Origin of the sequence: Arthrobacter globiformis (genome assembly GCF_030818015.1) — a bacterium.
GTDB classification, from domain to species: domain Bacteria; phylum Actinomycetota; class Actinomycetes; order Actinomycetales; family Micrococcaceae; genus Arthrobacter; species Arthrobacter globiformis_C.
Map to the genome: position 1 here is coordinate 1,399,357 of NZ_JAUSZX010000001.1, position 24,923 is coordinate 1,424,279.

Annotated in this window: 21 protein-coding genes; 11 read left to right on the forward strand and 10 right to left on the reverse strand. The window is 62.1% G+C overall.

The features are described from left to right. Positions 1-4: 4 nt before the first annotated feature. The 4 genes from QFZ23_RS06485 to eat all read right to left on the reverse strand — a co-directional run bounded on the left by QFZ23_RS06485 (position 5) and on the right by eat (position 4,993). Positions 5-1,372, reverse strand: a complete 1,368-nt coding sequence (locus QFZ23_RS06485; RefSeq protein ID WP_306921427.1) for an aldehyde dehydrogenase family protein — start codon at positions 1,370-1,372, stop codon at positions 5-7. Beyond that, positions 1,353-2,117, reverse strand: a complete 765-nt coding sequence (locus QFZ23_RS06490) for a gamma-glutamyl-gamma-aminobutyrate hydrolase family protein (RefSeq protein ID WP_306921429.1) — start codon at positions 2,115-2,117, stop codon at positions 1,353-1,355. Before QFZ23_RS06490 ends, QFZ23_RS06485 begins: the two co-directional genes overlap by 20 nt. Further along, positions 2,098-3,480, reverse strand: a complete 1,383-nt coding sequence (locus QFZ23_RS06495) for a glutamine synthetase family protein (RefSeq protein ID WP_306921431.1) — start codon at positions 3,478-3,480, stop codon at positions 2,098-2,100. Before QFZ23_RS06495 ends, QFZ23_RS06490 begins: the two co-directional genes overlap by 20 nt. A 73-nt stretch (positions 3,481-3,553) precedes the next feature. After that, entirely contained in the window at positions 3,554-4,993 is a 1,440-nt protein-coding gene (gene eat, locus QFZ23_RS06500; protein ID WP_306921433.1) for an ethanolamine permease, read from the reverse strand. 182 nt (positions 4,994-5,175) lie between these two features. On the opposite strand from eat, the gene QFZ23_RS06505 reads away from it, so the two are divergent. The 3 genes from QFZ23_RS06505 to QFZ23_RS06515 all read left to right on the forward strand — a co-directional run bounded on the left by QFZ23_RS06505 (position 5,176) and on the right by QFZ23_RS06515 (position 8,382). Continuing rightward, on the forward strand, positions 5,176-5,928 hold the full coding sequence (locus tag QFZ23_RS06505) for a FadR/GntR family transcriptional regulator (protein WP_306921434.1): 753 nt from the start codon (positions 5,176-5,178) through the stop codon (positions 5,926-5,928). Between the two features lie 296 nt (positions 5,929-6,224). Next, complete coding sequence (locus QFZ23_RS06510) at positions 6,225-7,073, forward strand: esterase/lipase family protein (protein WP_306921436.1); 849 nt, start codon at positions 6,225-6,227, stop codon at positions 7,071-7,073. 67 nt (positions 7,074-7,140) lie between these two features. Continuing rightward, positions 7,141-8,382 (forward strand): S8 family serine peptidase, encoded by a 1,242-nt coding sequence (locus QFZ23_RS06515; RefSeq protein ID WP_306921437.1) that lies wholly within the window; start codon positions 7,141-7,143, stop codon positions 8,380-8,382. 51 nt (positions 8,383-8,433) lie between these two features. Here the strand turns inward: QFZ23_RS06515 and QFZ23_RS06520 are convergent, their stop codons facing one another. Beyond that, positions 8,434-9,216, reverse strand: a complete 783-nt coding sequence (locus tag QFZ23_RS06520) for a GntR family transcriptional regulator (protein WP_306921439.1) — start codon at positions 9,214-9,216, stop codon at positions 8,434-8,436. 224 nt (positions 9,217-9,440) lie between these two features. Between QFZ23_RS06520 and QFZ23_RS06525 the strand changes: the two genes are divergently transcribed. Next, entirely contained in the window at positions 9,441-9,977 is a 537-nt protein-coding gene (locus QFZ23_RS06525) for a hypothetical protein (protein ID WP_373427923.1), read from the forward strand. 350 nt (positions 9,978-10,327) lie between these two features. Here the strand turns inward: QFZ23_RS06525 and QFZ23_RS06530 are convergent, their stop codons facing one another. Beyond that, complete coding sequence (locus tag QFZ23_RS06530; RefSeq protein ID WP_306921443.1) at positions 10,328-11,890, reverse strand: amino acid permease; 1,563 nt, start codon at positions 11,888-11,890, stop codon at positions 10,328-10,330. Positions 11,891-12,663: 773 nt separating this feature from the next. On the opposite strand from QFZ23_RS06530, the gene QFZ23_RS06535 reads away from it, so the two are divergent. Genes QFZ23_RS06535 through QFZ23_RS06545 form a run of 3 tightly spaced genes read left to right on the forward strand, consistent with a single transcriptional unit; the run spans position 12,664 to position 15,919 of the window. Beyond that, positions 12,664-14,067, forward strand: coding sequence for a DUF6421 family protein (locus QFZ23_RS06535; RefSeq protein ID WP_306921445.1), 1,404 nt, complete (start codon positions 12,664-12,666; stop codon positions 14,065-14,067). Continuing rightward, positions 14,064-14,822 carry an SDR family NAD(P)-dependent oxidoreductase gene (locus QFZ23_RS06540; RefSeq protein WP_306921446.1) on the forward strand — a complete coding sequence of 253 codons (759 nt, stop codon included), beginning with the start codon at positions 14,064-14,066 and terminating at the stop codon, positions 14,820-14,822. Before QFZ23_RS06535 ends, QFZ23_RS06540 begins: the two co-directional genes overlap by 4 nt. Then, complete coding sequence (locus QFZ23_RS06545; protein ID WP_306921447.1) at positions 14,819-15,919, forward strand: threonine aldolase family protein; 1,101 nt, start codon at positions 14,819-14,821, stop codon at positions 15,917-15,919. The genes QFZ23_RS06540 and QFZ23_RS06545 overlap by 4 nt, the downstream gene beginning before the upstream one ends. 205 nt (positions 15,920-16,124) lie before the next feature. On the opposite strand, the gene QFZ23_RS06550 is transcribed toward QFZ23_RS06545, so the two are convergent. Together QFZ23_RS06550 and QFZ23_RS06555 are read right to left on the reverse strand one after the other, a co-directional pair. Then, on the reverse strand, positions 16,125-16,628 hold the full coding sequence (locus tag QFZ23_RS06550) for a carboxymuconolactone decarboxylase family protein (RefSeq protein WP_306921448.1): 504 nt from the start codon (positions 16,626-16,628) through the stop codon (positions 16,125-16,127). 141 nt (positions 16,629-16,769) lie between these two features. Continuing rightward, positions 16,770-17,279 (reverse strand): DoxX family protein, encoded by a 510-nt coding sequence (locus QFZ23_RS06555; protein ID WP_306921450.1) that lies wholly within the window; start codon positions 17,277-17,279, stop codon positions 16,770-16,772. A 211-nt stretch (positions 17,280-17,490) separates the two neighbouring features. Between QFZ23_RS06555 and QFZ23_RS06560 the strand changes: the two genes are divergently transcribed. Then, positions 17,491-18,840 (forward strand): MFS transporter, encoded by a 1,350-nt coding sequence (locus tag QFZ23_RS06560; RefSeq protein ID WP_306921451.1) that lies wholly within the window; start codon positions 17,491-17,493, stop codon positions 18,838-18,840. A 128-nt stretch (positions 18,841-18,968) separates the two neighbouring features. Here the strand turns inward: QFZ23_RS06560 and QFZ23_RS06565 are convergent, their stop codons facing one another. Beyond that, on the reverse strand, positions 18,969-19,616 hold the full coding sequence (locus QFZ23_RS06565; protein ID WP_306921453.1) for a TetR/AcrR family transcriptional regulator: 648 nt from the start codon (positions 19,614-19,616) through the stop codon (positions 18,969-18,971). Positions 19,617-19,800: 184 nt separating this feature from the next. Between QFZ23_RS06565 and QFZ23_RS06570 the strand changes: the two genes are divergently transcribed. From QFZ23_RS06570 to QFZ23_RS06580, 3 genes are all read left to right on the forward strand, one after another. Then, positions 19,801-20,307, forward strand: a complete 507-nt coding sequence (locus QFZ23_RS06570; protein WP_306921455.1) for a DUF4863 family protein — start codon at positions 19,801-19,803, stop codon at positions 20,305-20,307. A gap of 72 nt (positions 20,308-20,379) precedes the next feature. After that, positions 20,380-21,234 (forward strand): nitroreductase, encoded by an 855-nt coding sequence (locus tag QFZ23_RS06575; protein ID WP_306926713.1) that lies wholly within the window; start codon positions 20,380-20,382, stop codon positions 21,232-21,234. Positions 21,235-21,327: 93 nt separating this feature from the next. Continuing rightward, positions 21,328-22,542, forward strand: a complete 1,215-nt coding sequence (locus tag QFZ23_RS06580; RefSeq protein WP_306921457.1) for a YbfB/YjiJ family MFS transporter — start codon at positions 21,328-21,330, stop codon at positions 22,540-22,542. On the opposite strand, the gene QFZ23_RS06585 is transcribed toward QFZ23_RS06580, so the two are convergent. Beyond that, positions 22,539-24,716 carry an amylo-alpha-1,6-glucosidase gene (locus tag QFZ23_RS06585; RefSeq protein ID WP_306921459.1) on the reverse strand — a complete coding sequence of 726 codons (2,178 nt, stop codon included), beginning with the start codon at positions 24,714-24,716 and terminating at the stop codon, positions 22,539-22,541. The two genes, QFZ23_RS06580 and QFZ23_RS06585, sit on opposite strands and share 4 nt — an antisense overlap. Between the last annotated feature and the right edge of the window lie 207 nt (positions 24,717-24,923).

Below are 24,923 nucleotides of genomic sequence, written 5' to 3' on the forward strand. Positions count from 1 at the left end.
AGGTTCAGTCGGTGGTGGAGATGAAGACGTTCTTGGTTTCGGTGAAGGCGTTGAGCGCGTCAGGTCCCAGCTCACGGCCCAGGCCTGACTGCTTGAAGCCGCCAAAGGGCGTGGAGTACCTGACGGAGGAATGCGAGTTGACGGAGAGGTTTCCGGATTCCAGTCCGCGGGCAACCCGCAGGGCGCGTCCTATGTCCCGGGTCCAGATGGAGCCGGACAGGCCATAGATGGTGTCGTTGGCCAGGCGGAGCGCGTCAGCTTCGTCCTTGAAGGGGACCACGGCGACCACCGGGCCAAAGATCTCCTCGTGCATCACCCGGTCTTCGCGGGACGGAGTCAGGACGGTGGGCGGGAACCAGAATCCCTTGCCTTCGGGAGCTGATCCCTGGAACGCGATAGGCGCCCCATCAGGCACGTACTCCGACACCGTGCGGTGTTGTGCGGCGGATATCAGCGGGCCCATGAATGCGTCTTCGTCCCGGGGGTCCCCGACTTTCAGTGCTTTGACGGCAGGTTCCAGAAGTTCGAGGAACCTTTCAAAGACGTTGTGCTGAACCAGGATGCGGGACCGGGAACAGCAGTCCTGGCCGGCATTATCAAAGGCTCCGCCCGGGGCTGCCGCGGCGGCCGCCTCAAGGTCTGCGTCAGCGAAGATGATATTGGCGCTCTTGCCGCCCAGTTCCAGGGTCACCGGCTTGACCTGCTCGGCGCAGCCGGCCATGATCCGCTTGCCGACGCCCGTTGAACCGGTGAAAACCACCTTGCGCACGGCGGGGTGCGTGACGAAGCGTTCTCCGACGACGGATCCCTTCCCGGGAAGGATCTGGAGCACACCGTGGGGCAACCCGGCTTCCTGCGCCAGCTGTCCGAGGCGCAGTGCCGTCAACGGCGTCAGCTCGGCGGGCTTGAGGACAACCGTGTTTCCTGCCGCCAGCGCCGGAGCGAACCCCCACGCTGCGATGGGCATCGGGAAGTTCCACGGGACGATGACACCCACAACACCCAAGGGTTCGTTGAAGGTGACGTTGACGCCCCCGGCAACAGGGATCTGCTGGCCTGTGTGGCGTTCAGGTGCGCCGGAATAATACGCGAGGACGTCCCGGACGTTGCCTGCCTCCCACCGGGCGTTTCCGATGGTGTGGCCGGCATTGACCACTTCGAGTTGGGCGAGGTTCTCAAGATCGGCATCCACCGCAGCGGCGAAGCGGCGCAGCAGCATTGCCCGGTCGGCGGGTGAAACGTGGCGCCACGTTTCAAAGGCCGCGGCGGCCTTTTCGATTGCCCGGTCCGTATCTTCCAGCGTGGCGAGCGGGACCGTTTCTATGACCTCTTCGGTGGCCGGGTTCAGGACATCAAACGTGCTGGTGGACATCAACTGCATTCTCCGTTCGTTCTTGGCGGTAGGTGCGGGCTGCTTCAACAAATCCCCTGAAGAGCCGCAGGTCATCCGGGTTTTGTTCGGGGTGGAATTGCACTCCCAGCACCCATCCATCTGTTGTGGTCTCGAGTGCCTGGACGGTTCCGTCCTCCGCTGCCGCCGTCACAGCCAGGCCGTCGGCGATCCGGTCCACGGCCTGGTGGTGGTAGCAGGGGGCGACGGCGCCTGGCCCGAGCAGGCGCTCGCTGATGCTTCCGGGTCTTGTGCTGAATTCGACATTCCCGTATACACCCGGTGCGGGCTGGTACTGCTCCGCCTGCGGGTTGACGTCCGGGAGGTGCTGGATCAGCGATCCTCCCAGAGCCACGTTGAGGATCTGGGCGCCGCGGCAGATGGAAAACAGCGGAAGTCCAGTGTCCAGTGCGGCCCTGGTCAGGGCGATGTCATGGGCGTCCCGTGCCGGCTGGGAGCGAGTCAGCTCATGGGGTTCGGCACCGTACTGTTCCGCGCCCACGTCGCTTCCGCCGGCGATGATGAGCCCGTCCAAGAGCTCGACGACGGTGGTGTCGGTGCCGACGGGTGGCAGCAGGACGGGTGTGCCGCCGGCCGCGACCACTGCCTGCACGTAGGTGCCGGGCAGGATGGCCGCATCGGCCTGCCAGACTCCCCAGACGGCTTGCTGATAGTAGGTGGTCAGGCCGATTCGCGGCCGGTAGGTATCAGAGGCGTTCAAAGCCACGCTTGCGCTCCCAGTCTGTAACGGCACTGTCGTAGGCCTTGAGTTCGACGTCGGCGGCGTGCACGTAGTGGTCCACCACTTCGTCGCCGAAGGACTTGCGGGCGATTTCGCTGGTGACGAGCAGGGCGCGCGAGTCGCGAAGCGTCGTCGGGATCCGGTCGGCAGTGGACTCGTAGGCGTTGCCAACCATGATGGGCGCCAGGGGCAACTCGTTCTCGATGCCGTGAATGGCTGCCGCAATGAGTGCTGCCGCGGCCAGGTATGGGTTCACGTCGCCGCCGCCCACACGGTTCTCCACCCGGAGGCTGGGTCCGCGCCCAACAATGCGGAGCGCACAGCTGCGGTTGTCCAGTCCCCACGCAATCGCCGTTGGCGCGAAGCTGCCCTCCACGAAGCGCTTGTACGAGTTGATGTTCGGCGCCAGGAAGTACGAAAGTTCCTTCATGGCGGCCAGCTGGCCTGCTACGAAGTGCTCCGTGACGGGGCTGAAGCCATGCTCACCATCACCGGCAAGCACCGGATTGCCGTCGAGGTCTGTCAGGCTGAAGTGGATGTGGCAGGAACTGCCCTCGCGCTCGTTGTACTTGGCCATGAACGTGATGCTCTTTCCGTGCTTTCCGGCGATCTCCTTGGCGCCGTTCTTGTAGAACGCGTGGCTGTCGCAGGCCTGGAGCGCTTCTGCATACCTGAAGGTGATTTCCTGCTGGCCGTGGTTGCACTCACCCTTTGAGGATTCGACGACGAGCCCGGCGCTTTCCATGCTGTTCCGGATGTCGCGGATGACCGGTTCGAGGCCGGCCGTGGCAAGCAGGGAGTAGTCGACGTTGTAGCGGGTTGAGGGCTTCAGCCCGACGTACTGCTTGTCCCATGCTTCCGCGTAGGTGTCGTCGAACATGATGAACTCCAGTTCCGTGCCGATATGCGCACGGTATCCGAGCTTCTCGAGGCGTTCGATCTGTGCCCGAAGTATCTGCCGCGGGGACTGGACGACGGGGCGGCCGTCGAGCCAGAGGATGTCGCACTGGACCATCGCGGTTCCCTCCAGCCACGGCACAAGCCGGAGGGTGCTGACATCGGGTCGCATGACCATGTCCCCGTAGCCGTTTGCCCAGGAGGACATCGCGTATCCCTCGACCGTATTCATCTCCACATCGACGGACAGGAGGTAGTTGCAGCCTTCGGCGCCATGTCCAAGGACGTCCTCCAGGAAGGACCTTGCGCCACAGCGCTTGCCCTGCAGCCGGCCCAGGGAGTCGGTGATGGCTACAACGACAGTGTCGATCTCACCTGCCGCAACCTTCTGCTCCAGCTCCTCGACAGTCAGCTTTGCTTGGGAGTTTTTCCCGGCGATTTGATTAGTCATTTGTTTTCCGTAACTTCGATCTGGTGTTGGACGTAATCCGTGCTCTCCGCTGTATTGAGCCGGAGAGTAAGTTTCAGTTGCTGAGTTCGGCTTCGGCTGCCGCGAGTTGTGCAAATTCCTCTTCGGGCGCCCCTGCCACAATCCGGTGGCGGCTGTAGAACCAGTAGTAAAGGAGCGCAGCGGCGAACACTGCGGCGGTGATGGACGCCGCCATGACGTCGACGACGAAGGTGGCGACGACGGCAACAGCAGCCAGAAGCAGGGCGATGGTTGTGGTGACCGCACCTCCTGGGGTCCGGTATCCCCGGGGAAGGTCGGGTTCCTTTACCCGCAGGACTATGTGGGAAAGATTCAGCAGCACGTACGAGACTGTCGCTCCGAAGACCGCGATATTGATGAGCAGGGCACCGTTGCCCGTGGTGGCCGCAAGGACGAATCCGAGGGCGCCGGGGACGATGAGCGCCCAGTACGGGGTACGCCTCTTGCCGGTCAATGACAGCCACTTGGGAAGGTACCCGGCTCGGGACAGGGCGAAGAGCTGCCGGGAGTAGGCATAGATGATGGAGAAGAAGCTGGCCACCAGCCCCGCCAGGCCTGCATAGTTCACAAAGTCAGCCAGGACGGTATTGCCCCCGTACGCCAGGCGGAGCGCTTCCGGCAGCGGGTTATTGGAGACTCCCATCGCCTCGGACCCTGCTGCGCCGGGAACCAGGACGAGCATGAGTGCTCCGAAGACCACCAGAATCACAACGGCCACGATGATGCCGCGGGGCATGTCTTTCTTGGGGTCCGCTGTCTCTTCGGCAGCCAGCGGAACACCTTCGACTGCCAGGAAAAACCAGATGGCGTAGACGAGGGCTGCGACCGCACCGCCGATGCCCATGGGGAGGAAAGCACTGGAGGTCGGGGAACCGTCCGGCACGACGTCGAAGAGGTTTGCCGCGTTGAAATGCGGTACGAGCCCAATGACGACGGCGGCCAAGGCGATGACGGCGATTGCCGTGATCGCAAAGATCAGTTTCAGCGCTTCACCGACTCCGCGCAGATGGATTCCGACGAAGACCGCGAAGGTCACCAGATAAACAGGCCAGGAGTTGGTGAGGCCGAACAGGCCGAGGGCCTCAATGTAGCCGCCGATGAAGGTCGCGATGGCCGCGGGTGCAACGGCGTACTCGATCAGTACTGCTACGCCGGTGGCAAAGCCTCCAAGTGGGCCGAGCGCCCTGCGTGCAAAACCGTAGCCGGCACCCGTGGTCGGAAGCGCAGACGAGAGTTCGGCCAGTCCGAACACCATGCACGTGTACATGATGCCCATGAGAATGAAAGCGATGAGGAGCCCGCCCCAGCCGCCCTGGGCAAGGCCCAGGTTCCAGCCGGCGAAGTCACCCGAGATGACGTAAGCAACACCGAGCCCCGCCAGCAGGACCCACCCAGCCGCTCCCCGCTTGAGTTGGCGGTGATGGAGATAGCCCTCGTCGTCGTTGACAGGCTGCTCCGTGGGATGTGATGACATGAGATTTCCCTTCTTTCAAGGGTCTTAATGGTCTGTAATTAGTCCAAAAGTCTTTAGCCAGTGTGGGGTACATCACCGTTCTGCGTCAAGGTTTTGCTGAGTCCTCGTGAAGAATCGACTTGGTTTGGACGCAATCACCCGCGGACCATAGGCATTTTTTCAGACCGGACTAGGATGGGGTCATGGAAGAGGCACTTGGGGCTCCCGCGAGGCTTATACGTCCAGTACGGCACGGAAACGCCTTCGAGGAAACCATCGAACGGCTGCTGCAGCACATCAAGCTGGGGCTTTTTGGCGTAGGCGAGAAGCTGCCCGCCGAGCGAGAGCTCTCAGAGTTGCTGGGCGTGTCACGGGCAACGCTCCGAGATGCCCTGGCGGAGCTTCAAAAGGCCGGGTATGTGGAAGTCCGCCGCGGCAGGTCGGGCGGCACCTACGTCTCTGAACGAAGGGTCGGCGGACTTGGGGGTTCCGCCGATCTTGACCCTGCCGAAGTGAACGACGTTCTCACCTTCCGTGCCGTACTGGAACCGGCGGCCGCTTCCCTCGCCGCCAAGGCCGCGCTGTCGCCACGGCAGCGGCGCCATCTGCTGGATGCCCTGGCTGATGTCGCAGCAGCCCCAGTGGAGTTGTACAGGCCGAAGGACGCACGGTTCCATGTGGCCATCGCAGAAGTCAGTGGATCGCCAAGCCTCGTCGCCGCTGTTGCGGATACCCGCGCCAGGGTCAGTGATCTTCTTGATCGCATCCCATTCCTGGAGCCCAACCTTGAGCATTCCAACCGGCAGCACCAGGAGATTATCGACGCAATACTCCGGGGGGATGCCGACGAAGCGTACCGGGCAACCCAGGATCACCTGCAGGGAACGGCCTCACTGCTCCACGGATTCCTGGTCTCGCCGGAGAGCTCTTCAGTTGCAGCATCCGACGTCCCGTGATTTTCGTCGGACTCACGTTGTCGCGTCAATGAACGTTTGTGCAGGCACATCTGCGATGTTTCGCCGGCCGCATCCTTGTGGGTAAAACTACTGGCCAGTAACCACCTGGCAAGCGGGGTGGACTTCCATGCCGGGGTGGCTGCGTCGCGCAACCGGGATTCACGCACGTCTGTGCAGTCAAGGCAGCACGGACGTGCCGGCCGCCTAGCATTTCAATACCCAGCCAGCGCCCGGTCGCCGCAACGACCAGACCTGCCGCCGGGCCCAATCGCTGACACACGAACAACGAGGTTTCCATGTCACTGCTTGCCAAGACCCTGTCCATCGCCGCCGTCGCCATGCTTGCAAGCTCCCTGGCCGTGGCTCCCGCCCAGGCGGCTGGCACAGAAATTTCACCGCCAGGAGCTAACGACTGGTCCTGCAAACCGACCGCCGAGCACCCTTATCCGGTCATTCTGGTGCCGGGAACGTTCGAGAGCATGGAGAAGAACTGGTCCACGCTGTCGCCTCACCTCAAGCGTGCCGGATATTGCGTTTTCGCTCTCAACTACGGCGAGACCAGCGGGGTGTATGCCACCGCACCGGTGGCCGAATCCGCGCAGGAACTCGCCCCATTCGTGGATGCTGTTCGTTCTGCCACCGGGACGAAGAAAGTTGAGCTCGTGGGCCACAGCCAGGGCGGGATGATGCCCCGCTACTACATGGGCTTTCTCGGCGGAGCCAAGTACGTCCACCAGCTCATTGGCATCGCTCCCTCCAACCACGGCACGGAAGGTGTGATCATCCCGCCGCCGAGTGTCGTCCCGGATCCGGACTACACCGGCCTGGGCTGTGTTGCGTGCGCCGACCAGCAGGCAGGATCGGCTTTCATGCAGAAGCTCAACTCCATAGGTGACACCGTTGCCGGACCGTCCTACACCGTCATTTCCACGGTCCACGACGAAGTGGTCATTCCCTACAACAGCCAGTTCCTTGCTGGCCCGGCACGGCAAGTCACGAACATCACCGTCCAGGACAAATGCCCGGCCGACGTCGTCGAACACGACCAGACGCCGAACGACCCCGTGGTGCACCAGATCGTGGCCCACGCCCTGGGACAGGCTTCCGGACCTGCTGATCCGGCCTACCAGCCCAGCTGCATCTAGGAGGCAAAGCGGGTAATTTTCCGGCAGACGCTATCTAGCATGCGCAGATTGGAGCAAGATGCTCGGTATGAAAAAAGTTGTTATAGCCAGCCTCGCCGCGGTTGTCTTAGGTCTTGGTGCGATCACCCCAGCTGTCCCGAGCAACGCGGCAACGGAGCCGCAGCAGACCACGGGCCACATCATCGTCAAGTTCCGCGACAATGGCGCGGCGGCCGGCGTCCTACGCCAGCACGCCCTGAGCGAGGGCGCCGACATCGGGAGCACCGGCGCCCACGTGGTCAAAGTACCGGCGGGCTACGAATCCTCAGTCATCGAAACTTTGAGCCGGAACCCGGCGGTTGAGTATGCCGAACCGGACGAGGTGGTTACTGCCTCCACAGCTGACCAGTATTTTCCCCGCCAATATGCACTGCAAAACACGGGGCAATCGTTCACCAATACCGCCGGTACGCTCACCCTGCCCGCAGGCACAGCAGATGCCGATGTGGACGCGGTCGAGGCGTGGAACGTGACGACCGGCAGCGGCATCAAAGTGGCCGTTCTCGATTCAGGTGTCGCCAGCGACAACCCCGACATCAACCCGAAGGTCGTGCTGCGGGCCAACTTCAGCGGCGCGGCAACCAATGAAGACAACTACGGCCACGGCACCCATGTGGCCGGCATCGTCGCCGCCAGTTCCAACAACACCATTGGTGTAGCTGGAACGTGCCCAGGCTGTACCATCCTGGCCGGCAAGGTGCTTGACGACAACGGGGTCGGTTCCAGCTCGGCCGTGGCTAATGGCATTAACTGGGCCGTCAGCAATGGCGCAAAGGTCATCAACATGAGCATCGGGGTGCGGGCATCACGCACCCTCGAAACGGCTGTCAACAACGCCTGGAGCAAGGGTGTGGTGCTGGTTGCCGCAGCAGGCAACGGCGGGAACCAGACAAAGATCTACCCTGGCGCATACGCGAACGTCATCGCCGTGGCCGCCACCGACAACCGGGATGCCAAGGCGTCGTTCTCAACATATGGCGCCAGCTGGGTGGACATCGCGGCACCCGGGGTCAATGTCTACTCAACCTTCCCTAACCACCCGTTCGTTCTCGCCACACAGAACAACCGCTCCTTCGGCTACGACGTCGGCAACGGAACCTCAATGTCCTCGGCCATTGTCGCCGCGACCGCCGCGCTCGCCTGGAGCTCGCACCCGGGCGCCACGAACACGTCAGTGCGCACCATCGTGGAATCAACCGCCGACAAGATTGCTGGCACGGGCACTTTCTGGGCAAAGGGCCGCGTGAACGCAGACAAAGCCGTCCGTTAGTCAGAGCCGTAGCCAGAGGCTCCGCCGGCTCAGTCCGGCGGAGTCTTTGCGTTAGGACTGGAGGGACTGCATCACCGAGAGGTGGCCTGCGCGGTCGGCGATGAGGCATTTGGCCAGGTAGAAGGGCCGGTTCGCGTGCCGCACGTACTGGGTGAGGACCAGCACCGGGTCCGAGGCCCGCAGGTCCAGCAGCTTGGCGCGGCTCGGACCGACCTGGCTCAGGCTGATCTGGCACTCGCCCGGCCCCAGTCCCCGGCCCGCCGCCTTGTTGAGCGCAGTGAGCAAGGTGGTGCCGCCGTCGTCGTCGATTTCCAACGGCGCGGCGGCGCGGCCGGCGAAACTGACCGGGAGGGCGGAGATGTTTTCCTGGAGGTGGGCGATGGGTTCGCCGTCGCGGATGAGGACGGACTCCCAGAGCCAGACGTCGCTGCCCGGGTCGACGCCGACGCCGGGGGCGACGAATTCGGAGGCGGGCTGCCGTTCCACCTGGATGCGCTTGATCTGGACCTGGTGGCCGGGACCGCCGAGGACTTCCTCGAAGGGGCGGATGCGTTCGATGCCGATCCGGGGGAGGGTGTCGGAGACGAACCGGCCGACGCCGCGCCGGGCCCGGATGAGGCCGTCCTCCTCGAGCAGCATCAGGGCTTCGCGGACCACGGTGCGGCTGACCTTCATGTCGGTGCCCAGCTCGGTCTCGGTGGGGATCATGGAGCCGGGCTGCAGTAGGTTGTTGCGGATGGCTTCAGCGATCCGGGAGTACACGGCAACCCTGAGCGGTGAGCCGGGCTGGGCCTCCACCGGCTGGGACAGGAACCGGACGGCGTCCTCGTGCACTTTATGCCTCGCTTATTGGTCTTTGGGGAATTCCAGCCTAACAAGTCGTATGCGTTTGTTGGACAAGTCGGGGGTGGACCCTACAACGAAGAAAGCCCGCGCCGGCAAGCCCGGCTGGCGATCTGGGCGACGGTAGCGACAGAATGTTCTGGAGCGGATCTGGACTTGGGTTGGCTTCGTCGAAGCCGAACCGAGGGGTCTTGGAGCCCGATACGGCGACGTTCATGACGTGTCGAACTAAGGAATTCCCATTGCAGATCAACAAACAGACGCTGAAAGAAGACGGGTTCACCGGCTTCCGATCGTTCAAAGAGCTGGACATCAACCGGGTTCCGCAGGCCCCCGGAATCTATGCAGTGCTCAAACCCGAGGGCTTCCAACGGTTGTTCCTTGCGAAGAGCGCAGGAGGCCGGTTCAAGAAGCGGAACCCGTCCCTGCTCCCAGCCGCGTTGGAGGCGGAGTGGATTGACAACGCGGAGGTCCTCTACATCGGGAAAGCAGGTCCCGGAAGCACCGGCAACCGCGGACTCCGAAAGCGCATTCAGGAGTTCGCTGACTTCGGCCGAGGGAAGCCTGTTGGCCATTGGGACGGGCGGCTCATTTGGCAACTCAGCGACTCCCAATCACTGGTCATTGCGTGGAAGGAGTTGGCAGCAGCCGAGGTGAATGCTGCTGCAGCCGCCTATCAGGCGGAATTCATAAGCACCTACGGAAAGCTGCCCTTCGCCAACCTGGTTCAGGCCAGGGTGCAGGGAGTTTAAGCGCTCACGCGAGCTCCCGGCGCTCGCCGACGCCGACTGCGTCCTCCGACAAAAAACGGAAATACTGGAAAAGGTATTGAGCCGGCGTGACTCAGCAAAAACCTGACGTGCCTGGGAGACCTGAGGCTAGAGCCGCCAGCTCGGCAGCCACCTTGCTAGGGGCGTAGCCTTGCCTGGTAGATGGACTGATGTCATCCCCAGCAGGGGCCATGGTGGGTCCGTATAGAGGGAAGCCGGGTGAAATTTTCAGCCGGCTTCCCTCTTTTATGGTCTAGATTCCTCGTTCTAGCCCTTCTGGCCCTCTGCTACCGCGGGGCCCGCAATGTGGGGGGTAGCCCCGCGCAGCATGGTCACTGGGTACCGCCCCTGGGTTCGTCCTCGAGGTCCTTAGGTGCCATGAGATTCATCTCGAGCAGCGGCACCACGCTGGACTTGGTGATGAAGCGGTGAGCCACCCATAGGACGACGAAGACCGGCAACCCGATGTAGGAGGAAAGCACCTCCATGGTCCGTCCGGCAAGCACAGCCTCGTAGTTCTGTCCCGCGATTACCAGTATCAGCAGGGCGAAGGCCAGCAGTGGACCAATGGGGAACAGGGATGCTTTGTACGGCAGGTCGCTGACTTTGTTTCCCTGGGCCAGGAAGCCGCGCCTGAAACGGTAGTGGGAGACCGCGATTCCCGCCCAGACGATGAAGCCGCACAGGCCTGACATGTTCAGCAGCCAGGAGTAGGCCGCGCCCTGACCGACGATCGCGGAGAGGAACCCGAAGAGTCCCACGGCCGCGGTCGCCAGCAACGCCGGGATCGGCACGCCACGCGCATTGGTTCGCCCGAAGATCTTCGGGGCCATGCCGTCATGAGCCATGGCGTAAAGCATCCGGGTGGAGGCGTACAGTCCGGAGTTGCCCGCGGAAAGGATTGCGGTCAGGATCACGGCGTTCATCAAGGCCGCTGCGAAGGCGATTCCGGCGCGCGAGAAGACCAGGGTAAACGGCGATGCTGCAATATCGGACTCGCCGGAGGCCAGCAGGCTCGGATCGGTGAACGGGATCAGGCAGCCGATGATAAAGATGGCACCAATGTAGAAAAGCATGATGCGCCAGAAGACAGTGCGGATAGCCTTCGGCACTTCGCGGCGCGGGTTCTTGGCTTCGCCTGCGGCGACACCCACGAGCTCGGTGCCCTGGAAGGAGAACCCGGCAACCATGAAGACCGAGATGATCGAGACCCAACCCCCGTGGAACACGTCATCGCGGTGTTCCCAGTTGCTCAGTCCCGGAGAGTTATCCCCGAGGATGCCGAAGATCATCAGCACGCCGGCGATCAGGAAGAGCACCACTGCGCTGACCTTGATCAGGGAGAACCAGAACTCCGACTCACCGAAGGACTTCGCCGAGAGGGCATTGAGCCCGGTCAGCACCAGCAGGAAGATCCCGGCCCACACCCATCCTGGGACCCCCGGGAACCAGAAATCCATGATGATGCCGGCCGCGACCAGCTCGGCGGCCACCGTGATGGCCCAGTTGAACCAATAGTTCCAGCCGATCGCGAACCCAAAGGACGGGGAGACGAAACGGGTGGCAAAGGACTGGAAAGAACCGGCGACCGGAATTTTGGCCGACATCTCGCCCAGCGACTGCATCAACAGGAATACCATCAGCCCGACCAGCGCGTAGGCGACCAACGCACCGCCGGGACCCGCCTGGGAAATGGTGCTGCCCGAGGCTACGAACAGCCCGGTACCGATCGCACCGCCGATTGCGATCATCTGCAGATGGCGGTTGTTTAGCCCGCGCTTGAGTTCGTTGGTGGTTTCGCCGGAGGCCCGATCTGCCCCTATCGCAAGGGAGGATCGCTGTTGTGCTGTTTCATCGGGTTTGATGTCTGTGGAAGTTCCAGTCATTGGTGTCATGCAACACCACCAAGGGGTATCAATGCGAGCCGGGTCGGGTTCCTGGTGCCGCCAGCGGCTCGACCGGTGCAGGCTTCTGCGACTGCTGTGTCGAGTAGGTCGGCCATAACGGTCCCGCGAGGTCCTGCCTGCGCGGTGGACCTCGAGCTAAGAAACAGTCCTGAACCGGAGCAAAGACCGGTTTCAGGGGTGCCGGGAGCAATAGCCCGATCAGTTATTTGCGTGTGGGAGCCAAGTCCCATGGTGCCTCCGAAAAGGTAGCTGCGATGGATTTGAGCCTTCCGGAGCCCCCGGGCCGGGAAGGATGGTGATCAAGCTAACACACGTGAAGGAAGCGACCTTTGGCGTGGCGAATGTTGCACGTCCGGCGGGTCAAGTGCTTACGAATAGGCATGGATTACCGGATTTGAGCGTAAGAGTTGCTGATTTGATTTCGCCCGGTGAGTAAGCAGCCCTGACGATCTGCTATGGCAGGCGATCGGCGTCTCGCCCCAGAGGAAGCGCCGGTGCGGCCTTACTGCCAAGGCATCCACTGATCGGCACGAGTGGCAGGAGTTGAACCTCGGATCGTCCCGATAGTGCGGGCCTATTCAATCGTGATGCGCCGTTTCTGGGATGTCCTAAAGACACCCGACCTTAAGGTCAGGCGCAGGCATAGCAGTGAAGAGACGGCCCCGAGCAAAAGTATTTCTTATGCATAAGGAAAGAACCCTTCACGTATGCTTACGCACTGCTAGCTTCTTCAGGGATCCCCTCAACGGAAGGAATGAAGCATGTCTGTAATCGCAAACCCGGAAGTGACAACCACCCGGGCAGAAGACCTCAAGGCGCTCCCGGCATGGCAGGCTCTGAAGGCAGCCGTCATCGGACTGCAGCAGGTTCAAGTGCAGGACGGTTCCGTTCCGGAACCCGCTGACCATGGCCAGGCCCGCCAGAATGTCGGCATCATTACTGACTCAATCAACGAGCTGCGCCCCCACCTCCCCCACGACACGGACTACCTTGAACTGCTCGTGCAGGACTTCCAGCGTTGGGCGTCCGAGGGCTTCGTCGTACCGGATTTCCTCGACTCATTGGTAGCCTTCCACCCCGAGCAGTGGCGCATCGATGGGCTGCCGCACCTGGTTGTGTTCCCCATGTACACGCAGAACGGCAGCACCAACCGCTACTTCGAGGCCGTCCTCATCGAGGTCATTTGGCCGTCTTTCGTCGCTGAACTGGAGGCAGCAAACTACTCCAACAAGCTGTTCGTCCCCATCAGCTTCGTCGATTTCACGCCCGGCTATGACACGAACTCCGCAGTTCTCTTCCCCGAGAGCGTAGCGGTCCGGAGCACCCCCTCCTTCACCTGGGGAGGCATTTTCGCGGACCGCGAAGCTGCCCGGTTCCGTCGGGTCCTGAAAGCTGCTGCCGACATCACCTCCCTGGACCTGCCGGCTGACGCCGCGGAATTCATCGACGACCAGCACCTCACGGAGAAGACCTTCGTGATGTGGGATCTGATCCATGACCGGACCCACATGCGCGGTGACCTGCCCTTTGACCCGTTCATGATCAAGCAGCGGATGCCGTATTTCCTGTACTCCCTGGAGGAGCTCCGCTGTGACCTGACCGCCTTCCGCGAATCAGTCCTCATAGAGCGGGACGAAACGGCTTCCGAGGACGCCCGCAAGCACGCCAAGCTGGTCCAGTACGCCGTGATCTTCGACCGCATTTTCCGCTTCGCCATTACCGGGAACCGGGTCCGTAACTACGACGCCGTGGGCGGCCAATTGCTGTTCGCCTGGATGCACCAGCACCGGGTCCTGCACTGGACCGATGGAAAGTTGAGCATCGACTGGAAGGACGTCGCCGGCGTGGTCGTCGAGCTGGGTCTCCGCATCGAGGAACTCTACTGGCGTTCAATCGACCGGCCGAAGGCCGCACACTGGCTGGCTGCCTACGAGCTCGTCTCCGAAACCCTCACCCCCCACCCGGCCTCCGTGTGGGCCAAGGGACCGGAGGCCCTTCCGCTCGACGGCCCTCCCCGGGGCCTGACGGACCAGATCCTCGATGACGAATTCCCCCTGTCGATGTTCTACGAGGCACTGGAGAAGAAGATGTCCTCGGTCATTGAATCAACCGCCGGGATCACCGGTAAGAGCCCTGTGAAGACTGAAGGCGAGGCGGGCGCATGAGCCAGGACCTCTCGGGGCGTACGGTCGTCGTCGCCGGTTCGACAAGCGCTGCCGGCGTCGCGGTAGTCCGCACCCTCTCGCAAGCAGGGGCACGCGTGGCCGCCGTGGACATTCTTGAGGACCGAGTGCAGGAGCTCTCGGGAGCGTACGACAACGTCACGGGCTATGTCTGCAACCTCGCGGACCTGCAAGCCGTTCAGGACTTGGCGACGTCTGTCCGGAACGATCTGGGTCCCGTGGACGGCCTTATCCATCTTGTAGGAGGGTGGCGAGGCGGTGCCGGCATTAAAGGCCAGACGGATGAAGACTGGGACTTCCTGCACACCAGCGTCCTCACCACCCTGAGGAACACCACCCATGCGTTTTACGATGACTTGGCTAGCTCCCCTGTGGGTCGCCTGGCCATCGTTTCCGCACAGTCCGCGTCCTCGCCGACAGCGGACGGCGCCGCCTATGCCGCCGTCAAGTCCGCCGCCGAGGCATGGACCCTGGCCGTGGCCGACGGATTCCGGCAGCTGCAGGGAGGAAACGAAAGCCCCCTCTCCGCTCAGCACTCAGCCGCCCTGGTCTTCGTCGTCAAGGCTCTGGTCGATGACCGGATGCGCGCAGCCCAGCCGGAACGGAAATTTCCGGGCTTCACCCATGTCAGTGTCCTTGCCGACGCTGTACAGCGGATCTTCGACCTCGAGGCAGAACAGATCAACGGGCAGCGCTTGCCCCTCACGGCTGGCCAGTTCGTGGGTGCACCGGCATGAGCGTCAGCGTTGATACCAAAGCAGGCGTCCCGCAGGTACTCGCGGGGCGCCTGCACGACCCGGCATACCGGGGCTTCGCCTCGGATAACTACGCCGGTGCTCACCCCGAAATCATCGAAGCAGTTCAGGCAGCCAACGAAGGCCACGTCACCGCATACGGCGAAGATGTCTACACAGCGGCGCTTCAAGAGGTCATCCAGTCCCACTTCGGGACAACTGCTGCCGCATATCCGGTCTTCAATGGAACAGGGGCCAACGTCCTTGCCCTGCAAGCCCTGCTCCCGCGCTGGGGCGCTGTCATCTGCGCAGCAACAGCGCATATCAATACCGATGAAAACGGCGCGCCGGAACGCATTGGCGGAATAAAGCTCCTCGCGATCCCCACACCGGATGGCAAACTCACTCCGGAATTGATCGACGCCGAAGCCTGGGGATGGGGAGACGAGCACCGGGCGCAACCGCTGGTCGTATCGATCACCCAGACCACCGAACTCGGCACCTGCTACACGCCGGAAGAAATCCAACGGATTGCTGAGCACGTCCATGCGAAGGGAATGAAACTGCACCTGGACGGAGCAAGGCTGGCCAACGCTGCAGCACACCTCGGGCTTCCTATGCGGGCATTCACCACCGACGTTGGTGTCGACGTCCTGTCCTTTGGCGGCACCAAAAACGGGCTGCTGTTCGGCGAAGCCGTTATCTGGCTTAACCCACAGTCCGACCCAGGCATGAGCTACCTGCGCAAGATGAACATGCAGCTTGCCTCAAAGATGCGTTTCGTCTCTGCGCAACTGATAGCCCTGCTAGCGGATGGGTTGTGGCTGCGGTCCGCCAGTCACGCCAACGAGATGGCTCAACGTCTCAGCGAAGGGATCTCGGCCATTAGCGGCGTCTCGCTGACGCAATCAACACAGTCCAATGGCGTCTTTGCCGTCCTTCCACCCGGGGCAGCTGCGGAAGTCCGGGAATCCTTCCGCTTCTATGACTGGGACCAAGCACGCGGCGAAGTCCGGTGGATGTGCTCCTGGGACACCACCGAAACCGATGTCCAATCTCTCGTGGCTGCCGTTGAAGCTGCCGTAGGCTCCCTGGCGTGACACAGCGACACGTCTAGCCAAGGAGACGTAATCGCTAACCAGTGGCGGTGTTTTCCAGCGGGCGCGAGTCGGTGACTCCTATCAGTGCGCCGCAGCCCCGTTTGACGACCATAGGAGCATCGTAAGCGAGCCGCCGTCGTTCCAGTCTCTCCTGTTGCGCACGCGACGGGATTCGTCTTCGCCATGGCCTCATACCGGCGCAAGATCAGCTACGGGCAGAAATCCGCTGCTCAGGGTCGTTGGTTGGGGCCACCTTGTAGGCGCTGCTGATGGCGACGCGGTTAAAAGTGTTGATCGACATGGTCACCCAGGTGAGGGCGGACAGCTGTCCCGGAGTCAGGTGCTCCGCGGCGGACTCGTACTGGCCCACGTTGGAGTGCGAGACATTGATCATGGTGACGTACTCGGCCAAGGCCAGGGCCGAGCGCTCCTGCTCATTGAAGTACCTCGTCTCCCTCCAGGCGGGCAACACACTGAGCCGTTCGGGGCTCTCTCCCTTGCCAATGGCGTCAGCCGTGTGCATCCGAAGGCAGTAGGCACACCCGTTGATCTGGGACACCCGTATCTTGACCAGTTCGATGAGGAGAGGAGGGAGGTTCTCGGCCAGTGCCGCCTGGTCTGACATCCCAGCCAGCCTGATGAGTGTTCCGTACAGCTCCTGGTGCCTGCTGCCGATATTCGTGCGCGCCGCCGTTGTTGTGCTGGTCATGGCGTCCCGTCCTTTCCTGTAAATGAAGATTTTGTATTCCGCTGGTTCTTGGGCAGGCGCCCAAGAATTAGCGGAACGGGGGATACTCAATGTCATTTCCGTGGTGCTTCTGATCTCGCAGAAGGGCCGATCCTGCCAGCGTCAGGCGGGGATGTTCTTCGGCGGCCGATAGCAGGCTGCAAGGAGTCCGACTCCGGCAACACCGCCAACTCCTACGGAGATGAAAAGCCCAGGCAGTCCTTCGAGAAGGGGCGAACCGAATATCAGCCAGTCCAGACTCATATGTCCCGGCCCCGTGATTGCTATGGAAATCGCCGCGACTGCAAGGACAAAGGTGTACTCCCACCCTCCGGAGGTTATGAGGAAGCCCTTTTGGCGGTGGACGGTCCACGCTGCTACCAGCATGAGTGCCACAAATGCAGCTGAGGCGAGAGAAGTCAGGAGGCCGGCGGCAAGGGCAAGACCTGCCGCAATTTCAGTGCCTGCGGCCAACCACGCATGGAAGGCAGCTGGGCGCATGCCAAGGCTTCTGAACCATTTGCTTGTGCCGGATATCCTCCCGCCCAGGAAGAGTTTGGCGTATCCGTGAACCGCCATGGTGATGCCGATGCCGAGCCTGAGTACCAGGAGAGCTAGGTCGAAACTGGTCATGGGTTCCTCGATCAATGGGTAGTAGTGGATAAGGATGCGACTCGCTTGGTTAAGTTACGAGTATTGACTGTAACTTAACTCTAGCCTAGTTTGGTGTTGTCCGTATCACATGTGCTCTTCGTTGGCGCATCGATATACCCCGTTGGATGTGCCGATGCCGATCCTGCGGGCGGACCTCCGACTAGAAACCAAAGAAAGGCGTGCGATATCCGTGAATGTCCCGCCCCTGCATCCTCAGCTCCAGAACGAAGAAGTTCGTCTGACGGACGTAATCGACAACCGGCCCCTCGGTCGCTTCCACTACCTCATTCTCTTCTTGTCCGGTGCCGTCATGTTCCTGGACGGCTTTGATACCCAGTCGATCAGTTTTGCCGCTCCGGTAATCGCCAAAGAGTGGGGCCTGCCGGTTGCTGCACTGGGACCCATTCTTTCTGCCGCAATTGTCGGTCTCATGGTTGGGTATCTTGTGCTCTCACCTTTGGCGAACAGGGTTGGCAACCGACGGGTTGTCATCGTGTGCACTGCCATGTTCGGCTCGCTTACGTTAGCGTCGGCCCTGGCAATGGAGCCGAACCATCTCATTGCCTTTAGGTTCCTGACCGGTGCCGGCCTTGGGGCCGTGATCCCGAGTGTTGTGTCCCTGACCAGCGAGTTCGCCCCTAAACGGCGGCGTTCGAGCTTCGTGATGTTCATCTACTGCTGGCTTGCTTTGGGATTTGTGGCTGCCGGCATCTCATCGGGCTTCATCATTCCGCTGCTGGGGTGGCGCATGATGTTCGTTATTGGGGGCCTTGTGCCGCTTGTTCTGCTTGGGTTCCTCATCCGGTACCTTCCGGAGTCACCGCGCTTCCTCTTGAGGGAAGTGGACGGGCAAAGGAGGGTTCGCGCGATCCTGCAGCGGCTTCAGCCGGATCTTCCGGCGGCAGCGAACATCGTCAACGATGGGGAAAATCATGCGTCAAAAAGGGCCAAAACGCAGGTTGCCGAGCTCTTTCGCCGCAAGTGGCTAATCAGCACAATCCTGTTGTGGCTGGCCTTCGTAGCAAATCTTGCCGCATTCTATTCAATTCAAAGCTGGCTGCCCACTATCGTCGGCTCCCTCGGCCGGGCTCCGGAAATCGTCATCGCCGCGACAGTGCTGACAACGATAGGGGGAATCGTCGCAGCCGCGGCCATCGGTCCCGCAATGGACCGCATCAACCCCTTCGGCACTCTCGGAGCCGTGTACCTTCTAGGTGCCGTGTTTGTCGTGGCGCTAGGCGCCGTATTGGGCGCGGGAGCCGAAATGCTGCTCGTGACGGCGTTCTTCACAGGAGCCTGCGTCACGGGTGGTCAAATGAGCGTGATAGCGCTCGCTACTGTTCTCTACCCGCCCCACATGCGATCGGCGGGAGTCGGATGGGCCCTGGGTATGGGACGCCTCGGCGGAATTGCTGGGCCTCTGCTGGTGGGTGTTGCCCTCGGCGGTGGAATCGCCCCTCAGCAGGTCTTCCTGGTGATGGCGGGGGCCCTGGTGATCGCAGGAGTCAGCGTCCTGGTTCTGGGGCGCATGCACCGCTAAGCGCTGGCATGGGCGGGGCCGGTTCTGTTAGGGAAAGAAACCGGCCCCGACTCATGCCGGAAAAGAGAAGGGGCAGCCTGGAGTGCTTTTGGTGCCGGCAGTCGGTTCTGCATCCGCGCTCAGAGCCCCTAGCCGGGGTTGGCAGCGATGGCTGGCCATATGGCCCGCACGACCTTCTCGGCCAGGCCGGCCTTATCTGTATCTGCGCGCAGGAACGCGGCAAAATAGCTGCCGAAGCACATTGAGGCAATGGTGCTTTTATCGATTCCCTGTTTGACTGCGCCCCGATCCTGAAGGCTGGCCAGCGTGCGCTCCAGGAGGTTCACCCGTGGTTCAACAGCGTGCTCGGTGAGAATTGCCATCAGCCCGGGGGTTCGGTTGGTCTCGCCCATGAAGTTTCCCATGAGGATCATCGCATCGGGATTGAAATACGTGGGATCCAACCGGCGAACAGCCTCAGTCAAGGCCTCCAAGGGCGGAAGTTCATCCAAATTAAGGTTCGGGTAAGTGTTCCGTTGCTCGCGGAAGCCGTAGTCCAAGGCATCGACCACCAGTTCGAACTTCCCAGGCCACCGTCTGTACAGGGTGGGGCGGGTGACGCCGGCATCTGCCGCAACGTCGCCAAGGGTCATCTTGGAGTATCCGTCCAGAACAAGCCGACGGCGGGTCGCCTTGATAATGACCTCGTCAACGGCAGGATCTCTGGGTCTGCCGCCTTTGGAAACCTCAGCCGCGGCACTTTCGTCCGAGGTCCGGTCCGCTGGCTTCGTGGCCACCTACAACCTCCAGAAATTAGGTTACGTTACGAACTCTCAACGTAACAGAAGACACTGCTCTTCGACAGCCACCTCCGGCAGATCAGGCAATAAGGTTTAATTACAGCTATTGACTGTAACGTAACCTCGGGATAGCTTTATTGCATCGCAGCACAAGCTGGCGAGTACCAACAGGAGACTAATCATGAACGCACTTCAGGAGCTCATCAATCGGAGCATCCCTTTCCTTGACGAAGTCAAGAACCGCACCGCCGGCGGTGAACTCGAAACCTGGCTGAACGAAAACTATGGTCCAGGCACCCCTTTGTTTGAGGATCTTTCCCGGATGATCACTGAGGGCGTCCGCGACGGCTGGGCGGCCAACATCGAAGTTGATGGTCCGAACTACAGGCGGAGCCGCCTCGCTGATCCCAGCGATGTACTCAACTACTTCAGCATCACTGCGGTGTACATGAACAGTGTCGAGCCCTACCGCGGCGATTACCACCAGCACCCTTACGGGGAGCTGAACCTCGTGGTCCCCCTCGATCCCGAAGCCAGGCTCGCAGGGCCCAACGGGTGGTCAGGACCGGGATGGACAGCTCCAGGACCCGGCAGCCACCACTACCCGGAAGTTAAGGGCGGAGCGCTGATCGCACTCTTCTTCCTGCCCGCCGGCCGCATCTCCTACGACATCACGCCCAGCTACTAGGCGGAGGGAACGATGTGCCAATGCAAGTGCGGGGACGTGTGCGGCACGGTGACCCGCCTCGCCATACAGCGGATGAGTGTCGAGGAGGCCCTGCTGAGCAGGCGCAGCGTACGTGCTTTCTTGCCGAGGCCGGTTTCTAGAAGCACCGTTGAGAGGATCCTGGAGCTTGCCTCTCGCTCAGCCAGCAATTCGAATGGGCAACCGTGGCAGGTCCACGTTCTCTCCGGTGCCGCAAAGGACCGCCTAACTGCAGCTCTCCTGCAGGCCCATGACGCCGGAGAACGCGTCCAGAGGTGCGAGTTCGACTATCAGCCACGCCCGGACGAATGGGTGGAACCCTTCCTGTCCCGGCGGAGCGATTTCGGCCAGGGCCTCTACGGCGAAACGCTGGGAATTGACTTCACGGACCTTGCTGGCAGGGACGCCCATCACCGACGCAACTATGAGTTCTTTGGAGCTCCCGTCGGCATCTTCCTCACCGTCAGCCGTCACCAGCTGGACAGTGCGCTCATCGACGCCGGTCTGTTCCTGCAGGCTACGATGCTTGCTGCTCGTGCGTCAGGACTCGACACCTGCCCCCAAGCCTCGTTCCTGGATTACTACCCGGTCATTAGAAGCCACCTGGAAATCGCAGACGATCACAGGATCATCTGCGGACTATCCCTGGGTTATGCGGACGCATCACACCGGTTGAACAGTTTCGCCACCTCGCGGCAACGCGTGACGGACTTTGCAACCTTCTATGAAGAGGGAGCTGAGGACGCTGTGACAACGGACGGCCACACCTCGGGCATCGCGTCGTTGCCGCAATGGCCGACCCACGGGCTCTCGGCTGGCGGTGAAACCAACATTAATCACGAGGCTTGGGCCGGCTGGCTGCAGGACTCCCAGGATCATCCCGTCAGAGAATGCGAAAGCTCGGTCTGACCGGCCTGGCACGATGATTACCGCGGGAGAGACCGAGGACTTTGGTCTCTCCCGCCATAAGAGTAGGAAACAGAGTAGTTCTGGAAGGCCCTCGTGGAAAACCAAATCGATTCACCAGTCCGGACGTCTTCGGGCAGGGCTTTAGGCAGTCCCCACAATGCCCCGTTGTTGGCGCTCGGGCTCGCCGTCGGGCCCGTCATTGCACTGGGGTTCATGCGGTTCGCCTATGCGTTGTTACTCCCCGCCATGAAGTCTGATCTGGACTGGTCGTATGCGACTGCAGGAGGAATTAACACCGCCAACGCGGCGGGATACATTCTTGGGTCGGCAAGCGGCGCCTGGTGGGGGCGTAGGTTTGGCAGCCGGCAGGCCTACATATGGGGGATTGCCATCAGTGCCCTGACTCTTGTCGCGTCGGCGGTGAGTGGAGAATTCACATATCTTGCCATCGTCAGGTTTGTGGGAGGCGTCGCTACCGCTGTCCTCTTCGTCGTTGGTGCGGGCCTGGCATCGCGAATTCCTACGTCTTCGGCGGGACAGTCAGTAAAGATGGTAGGAATCTTCATGTCCGGGGTGGGAGTCGGCATAGTACTCGCCGGAATCCTTGTTCCGGTCGTGTTGGCCTGGCTGGGGAACCCGGGTTGGCGGGTAGGCTGGCTCGTCATGGGCGCGTCAGCCGCCTTGGCTCTGGTTCCAGCCAGCATGGCGTCGGGCAAAATCGAGACGGCGGCAGAACGAACCGGGCGGAGGGTATCCCTCGCTTTCCTTGTTCCGGCCTTCACATGGAATCTGCTCTATGGGGCCGGCTACGTCTCGTACATGACTTTCATCATTGCACTCCTTAATGCTCAGGGCCTCTCAGGTTGGCCGGCAACCATATTTTTCATCACTCTTGGCCTCGCCTCAGCCGCGTCCACTTTGTTCCTGTGGGCTAAAATCATCGACCGCCTTTCGTCTGCCCGGGCGCTGGCGCTGGTCTCGCTCGTTGTTCTTCTCGGATTGCTGCCAGTCCTCGTCGGGTCGGGACTGACGGCAGCGCTGATCTCAGCGGTGATATTCGGAGGCGCGTTTATGGCTGGCCCGACCGCTGCGGCCGTTCTCTCCAAACGGAGCCTGCCTCCAGAAGCACGTACTTCCGGAATTGCTGCCCAGACCGTCGCATTCAGCGTAGGCCAGGGCATTGGCCCTGTTATCTCGGGAGCGATGTCCGACGGTTCATGGGGGATAGCAGGCGGGCTGTGGTTGTCGGTCATCCTGATCCTTGGGGCAGGGACCGCTGCTCTGTTCCAGAGGCAATCACACGGTTAGCCAGGAGCAGGCCGATGCTGATCACCTGTTTGGTTCGCCTTTTCCGCCAGGTCAGACGCCCAGGGGCGGATGCCATGGTGGAACAACATCCCTTCGGGCAGTCCCTGAACGGTCGCGACGGATCCGGAGATGTCGATGGTGATCCTGCTGTTTGCCATGGGGGCGTTGGTGATGTGCAGGTCGCCGTAGGATTCCGGGAGAACGGGGTCCAGCCAGAGGCCGCCGCGGGCAACGTCGGCGTAGTAGCCCATCAGGCTCTTCACCAGCTGGATGGGCGTGGCGGCGGCCCAGGCCTGCGGCGAGCATGCCGTGGGATAGGGGACGGGTTCGTCGAAGTGCTCGCGGCTGAAGCCGCAGAACAATTCCGGCAGCCGTCCTTCCGAGTACTCGGCCGCCTCAAAGAGGGCGGTCGAGATCCGCTGTGCCTCTTCGGCGAAGCCGTAGCGCAGGAGTCCCGCGGCGATGATCGCGTTGTCGTGGGGCCACACTGATCCGTTGTGGTAGCTTGCGGGGTTGTAGGCGCCCATGTCGCTGGCCAGGGTTCGTACACCCCAGCCGCTGAACATTTCCGGGGACATGAGCCGTTCCGCCACCAGCGGGGCCTTGTCCTCGTCGATGATGCCGAACAACAGGCATTGCCCCATGTTGGAGGCGCATGCGTCCACCGGCTTCTTGCGGCCGTCCAGGGCGATGGCGTAGTAGCCGCGGTCGGGCAGCCAGAACTGTTCATTGAACTGCTTCTTTAGCTGCCCCCCGCGCTCCCGGTACTCGGCCGCGAGGGCCATGTCGCCGGCGTCGTAGGCTATCCAGGACCGCGCCATGTAGGCGCTGTAGACGTAGGCCTGCACCTCGCACAATGCGATTGGTGGCTCGGCCATCCTGCCGTCGGCAAAGTTGATGCCGTCCCAGGAGTCCTTCCAGCCCTGGTTGATCAGCCCCTGGTCATTGAGGCGCTGGTATTCGACGAAGCCGTCGCCGTCCTTGTCGCCGTAGTCCCGGATCCAGTCCAGCGCCCGGTCAACATGCGGCAGCAGGGAGGAGATGGTTTCCGGGGCGAATCCCCAGCGGCTGACTTCGCCGAACAAGGCTACGAACAGCGGGGTCGCATCGATGCTGCCGTAGTAGGCGGACTTGCCGCCCAGCGCCAGTCCGCTGGAGACATCGAGCCTGACCTCGTGCAGGATCTTCCCGGGTTCCTCCTCGCTCATCTCATCGACCACGCTGCCTTGGCGATCGGCGAGGGTTTGGATGGTGCCGAAGGCCAGTGACGGATCCACCGGCAGCGCCATGAGGGATGCCCAGAGTGAGTCCCGGCCGAACAGGGCCATGAACCAGGGCGCGCCGGCGGCCACCACGATCCGGTCGGGGTGGTCGGGGTCCTCGATGCGAAGTGCCCCAAGGTCGTCATAGCTGCGGCGAAGCGTCCGCTCGATGGAGCGATTGCCCATGCGCAGCACTGGAATCTTTGACACCCACTCCTGCCTGCGGAGGTCGCGCGGAGAGAGTCCGCCGGCGTCCGAACGAACAAACGGTTGCGCCGCCGGACCTGACATGTCTGCTGTGGGCACCGCGCTTACAGTGGCGCTCCATTGTCCGTGCGGTGGGACCACGGTGCGGTATGTCAGGGCTTCGGGTGTGGCGTCTGCGCGGCTGGCCGACACGACGACGCCCTTCCGAATGTCCTGCCAGACGGCCCGGATGGTCAGCGCGTCGCCGTCGGCTTGACGGGATTCGTTCCAACGCCCTTGGATGCGCGCCTCCTTCACCTCGAACAGGTCAGCGAAGTCCGCGTCGACTTTGAGGGAGACCACGCATTCGGCGGGGACCGGCGCGTAATTTCTGACGGTGATCTGCTCCACGATACCGGCGCCGACCTCGCGGAGGCGTTCGACAATCAGCGGGCTGTCCGCGTGCCCATCCGGGCGGGGGACGCGGCCGGCAAACAGGCCCCGGTACGGTTCCTTGGTTTTAGCCGCCAGTGGCTCCAGTGGGGCTCCGTTGACGGTCAGATGCCAGCCGGACAGGATGCGGGTGTCCTCATAGAAAACCCCGTGCGGGTAGTCCGGATGAATGTCGCCGTTCGCCGAGGAGATGCAGAAGCATGCGCCTTCCACCAGGGTGACTGCGCCTGGCCCTGGCGAACCTGCAGCAGTGTCGGCATTCCATCCAGCCATCCCTGCTCCTTCAAAGGATCGACTTCAACGGCTCAGGGCCGTACAAGCGCCGAGCGGATCCTCCGGCGATCATCTGCTCAAACCGACGCTACGCCTCCGCGCCGACCGATACCAGTGGCACACGTCGGATGGCCGATGCGGACGAGCACGAGCACACCCGGGAGCGCGACCGCGGTCAGGAGGGTCTCGAACTTCTGGCTGAATACC

What these genes read in the sequence shown, in the direction of transcription:
- QFZ23_RS06495 (WP_306921431.1), bottom strand. Translation starts at nt 3,480, where the DNA reads ATGACTAATCAAATCGCCGGGAAAAACTCCCAAGCAAAGCTGACTGTC.
- QFZ23_RS06485 (WP_306921427.1), bottom strand. Translation starts at nt 1,372, where the DNA reads ATGTCCACCAGCACGTTTGATGTCCTGAACCCGGCCACCGAAGAGGTC.
- QFZ23_RS06545 (WP_306921447.1), top strand. Translation starts at nt 14,819, where the DNA reads ATGAGCGTCAGCGTTGATACCAAAGCAGGCGTCCCGCAGGTACTCGCG.
- QFZ23_RS06530 (WP_306921443.1), bottom strand. Translation starts at nt 11,890, where the DNA reads ATGACACCAATGACTGGAACTTCCACAGACATCAAACCCGATGAAACA.
- QFZ23_RS06575 (WP_306926713.1), top strand. Translation starts at nt 20,380, where the DNA reads ATGAGTGTCGAGGAGGCCCTGCTGAGCAGGCGCAGCGTACGTGCTTTC.
- QFZ23_RS06525 (WP_373427923.1), top strand. Translation starts at nt 9,441, where the DNA reads ATGACGTGTCGAACTAAGGAATTCCCATTGCAGATCAACAAACAGACG.
- QFZ23_RS06515 (WP_306921437.1), top strand. Translation starts at nt 7,141, where the DNA reads ATGAAAAAAGTTGTTATAGCCAGCCTCGCCGCGGTTGTCTTAGGTCTT.
- QFZ23_RS06550 (WP_306921448.1), bottom strand. Translation starts at nt 16,628, where the DNA reads ATGACCAGCACAACAACGGCGGCGCGCACGAATATCGGCAGCAGGCAC.
- QFZ23_RS06505 (WP_306921434.1), top strand. Translation starts at nt 5,176, where the DNA reads ATGGAAGAGGCACTTGGGGCTCCCGCGAGGCTTATACGTCCAGTACGG.
- QFZ23_RS06570 (WP_306921455.1), top strand. Translation starts at nt 19,801, where the DNA reads ATGAACGCACTTCAGGAGCTCATCAATCGGAGCATCCCTTTCCTTGAC.
- QFZ23_RS06535 (WP_306921445.1), top strand. Translation starts at nt 12,664, where the DNA reads ATGTCTGTAATCGCAAACCCGGAAGTGACAACCACCCGGGCAGAAGAC.
- QFZ23_RS06585 (WP_306921459.1), bottom strand. Translation starts at nt 24,716, where the DNA reads ATGGCTGGATGGAATGCCGACACTGCTGCAGGTTCGCCAGGGCCAGGC.
- QFZ23_RS06540 (WP_306921446.1), top strand. Translation starts at nt 14,064, where the DNA reads ATGAGCCAGGACCTCTCGGGGCGTACGGTCGTCGTCGCCGGTTCGACA.
- QFZ23_RS06510 (WP_306921436.1), top strand. Translation starts at nt 6,225, where the DNA reads ATGTCACTGCTTGCCAAGACCCTGTCCATCGCCGCCGTCGCCATGCTT.
- QFZ23_RS06555 (WP_306921450.1), bottom strand. Translation starts at nt 17,279, where the DNA reads ATGACCAGTTTCGACCTAGCTCTCCTGGTACTCAGGCTCGGCATCGGC.
- eat (WP_306921433.1), bottom strand. Translation starts at nt 4,993, where the DNA reads ATGTCATCACATCCCACGGAGCAGCCTGTCAACGACGACGAGGGCTAT.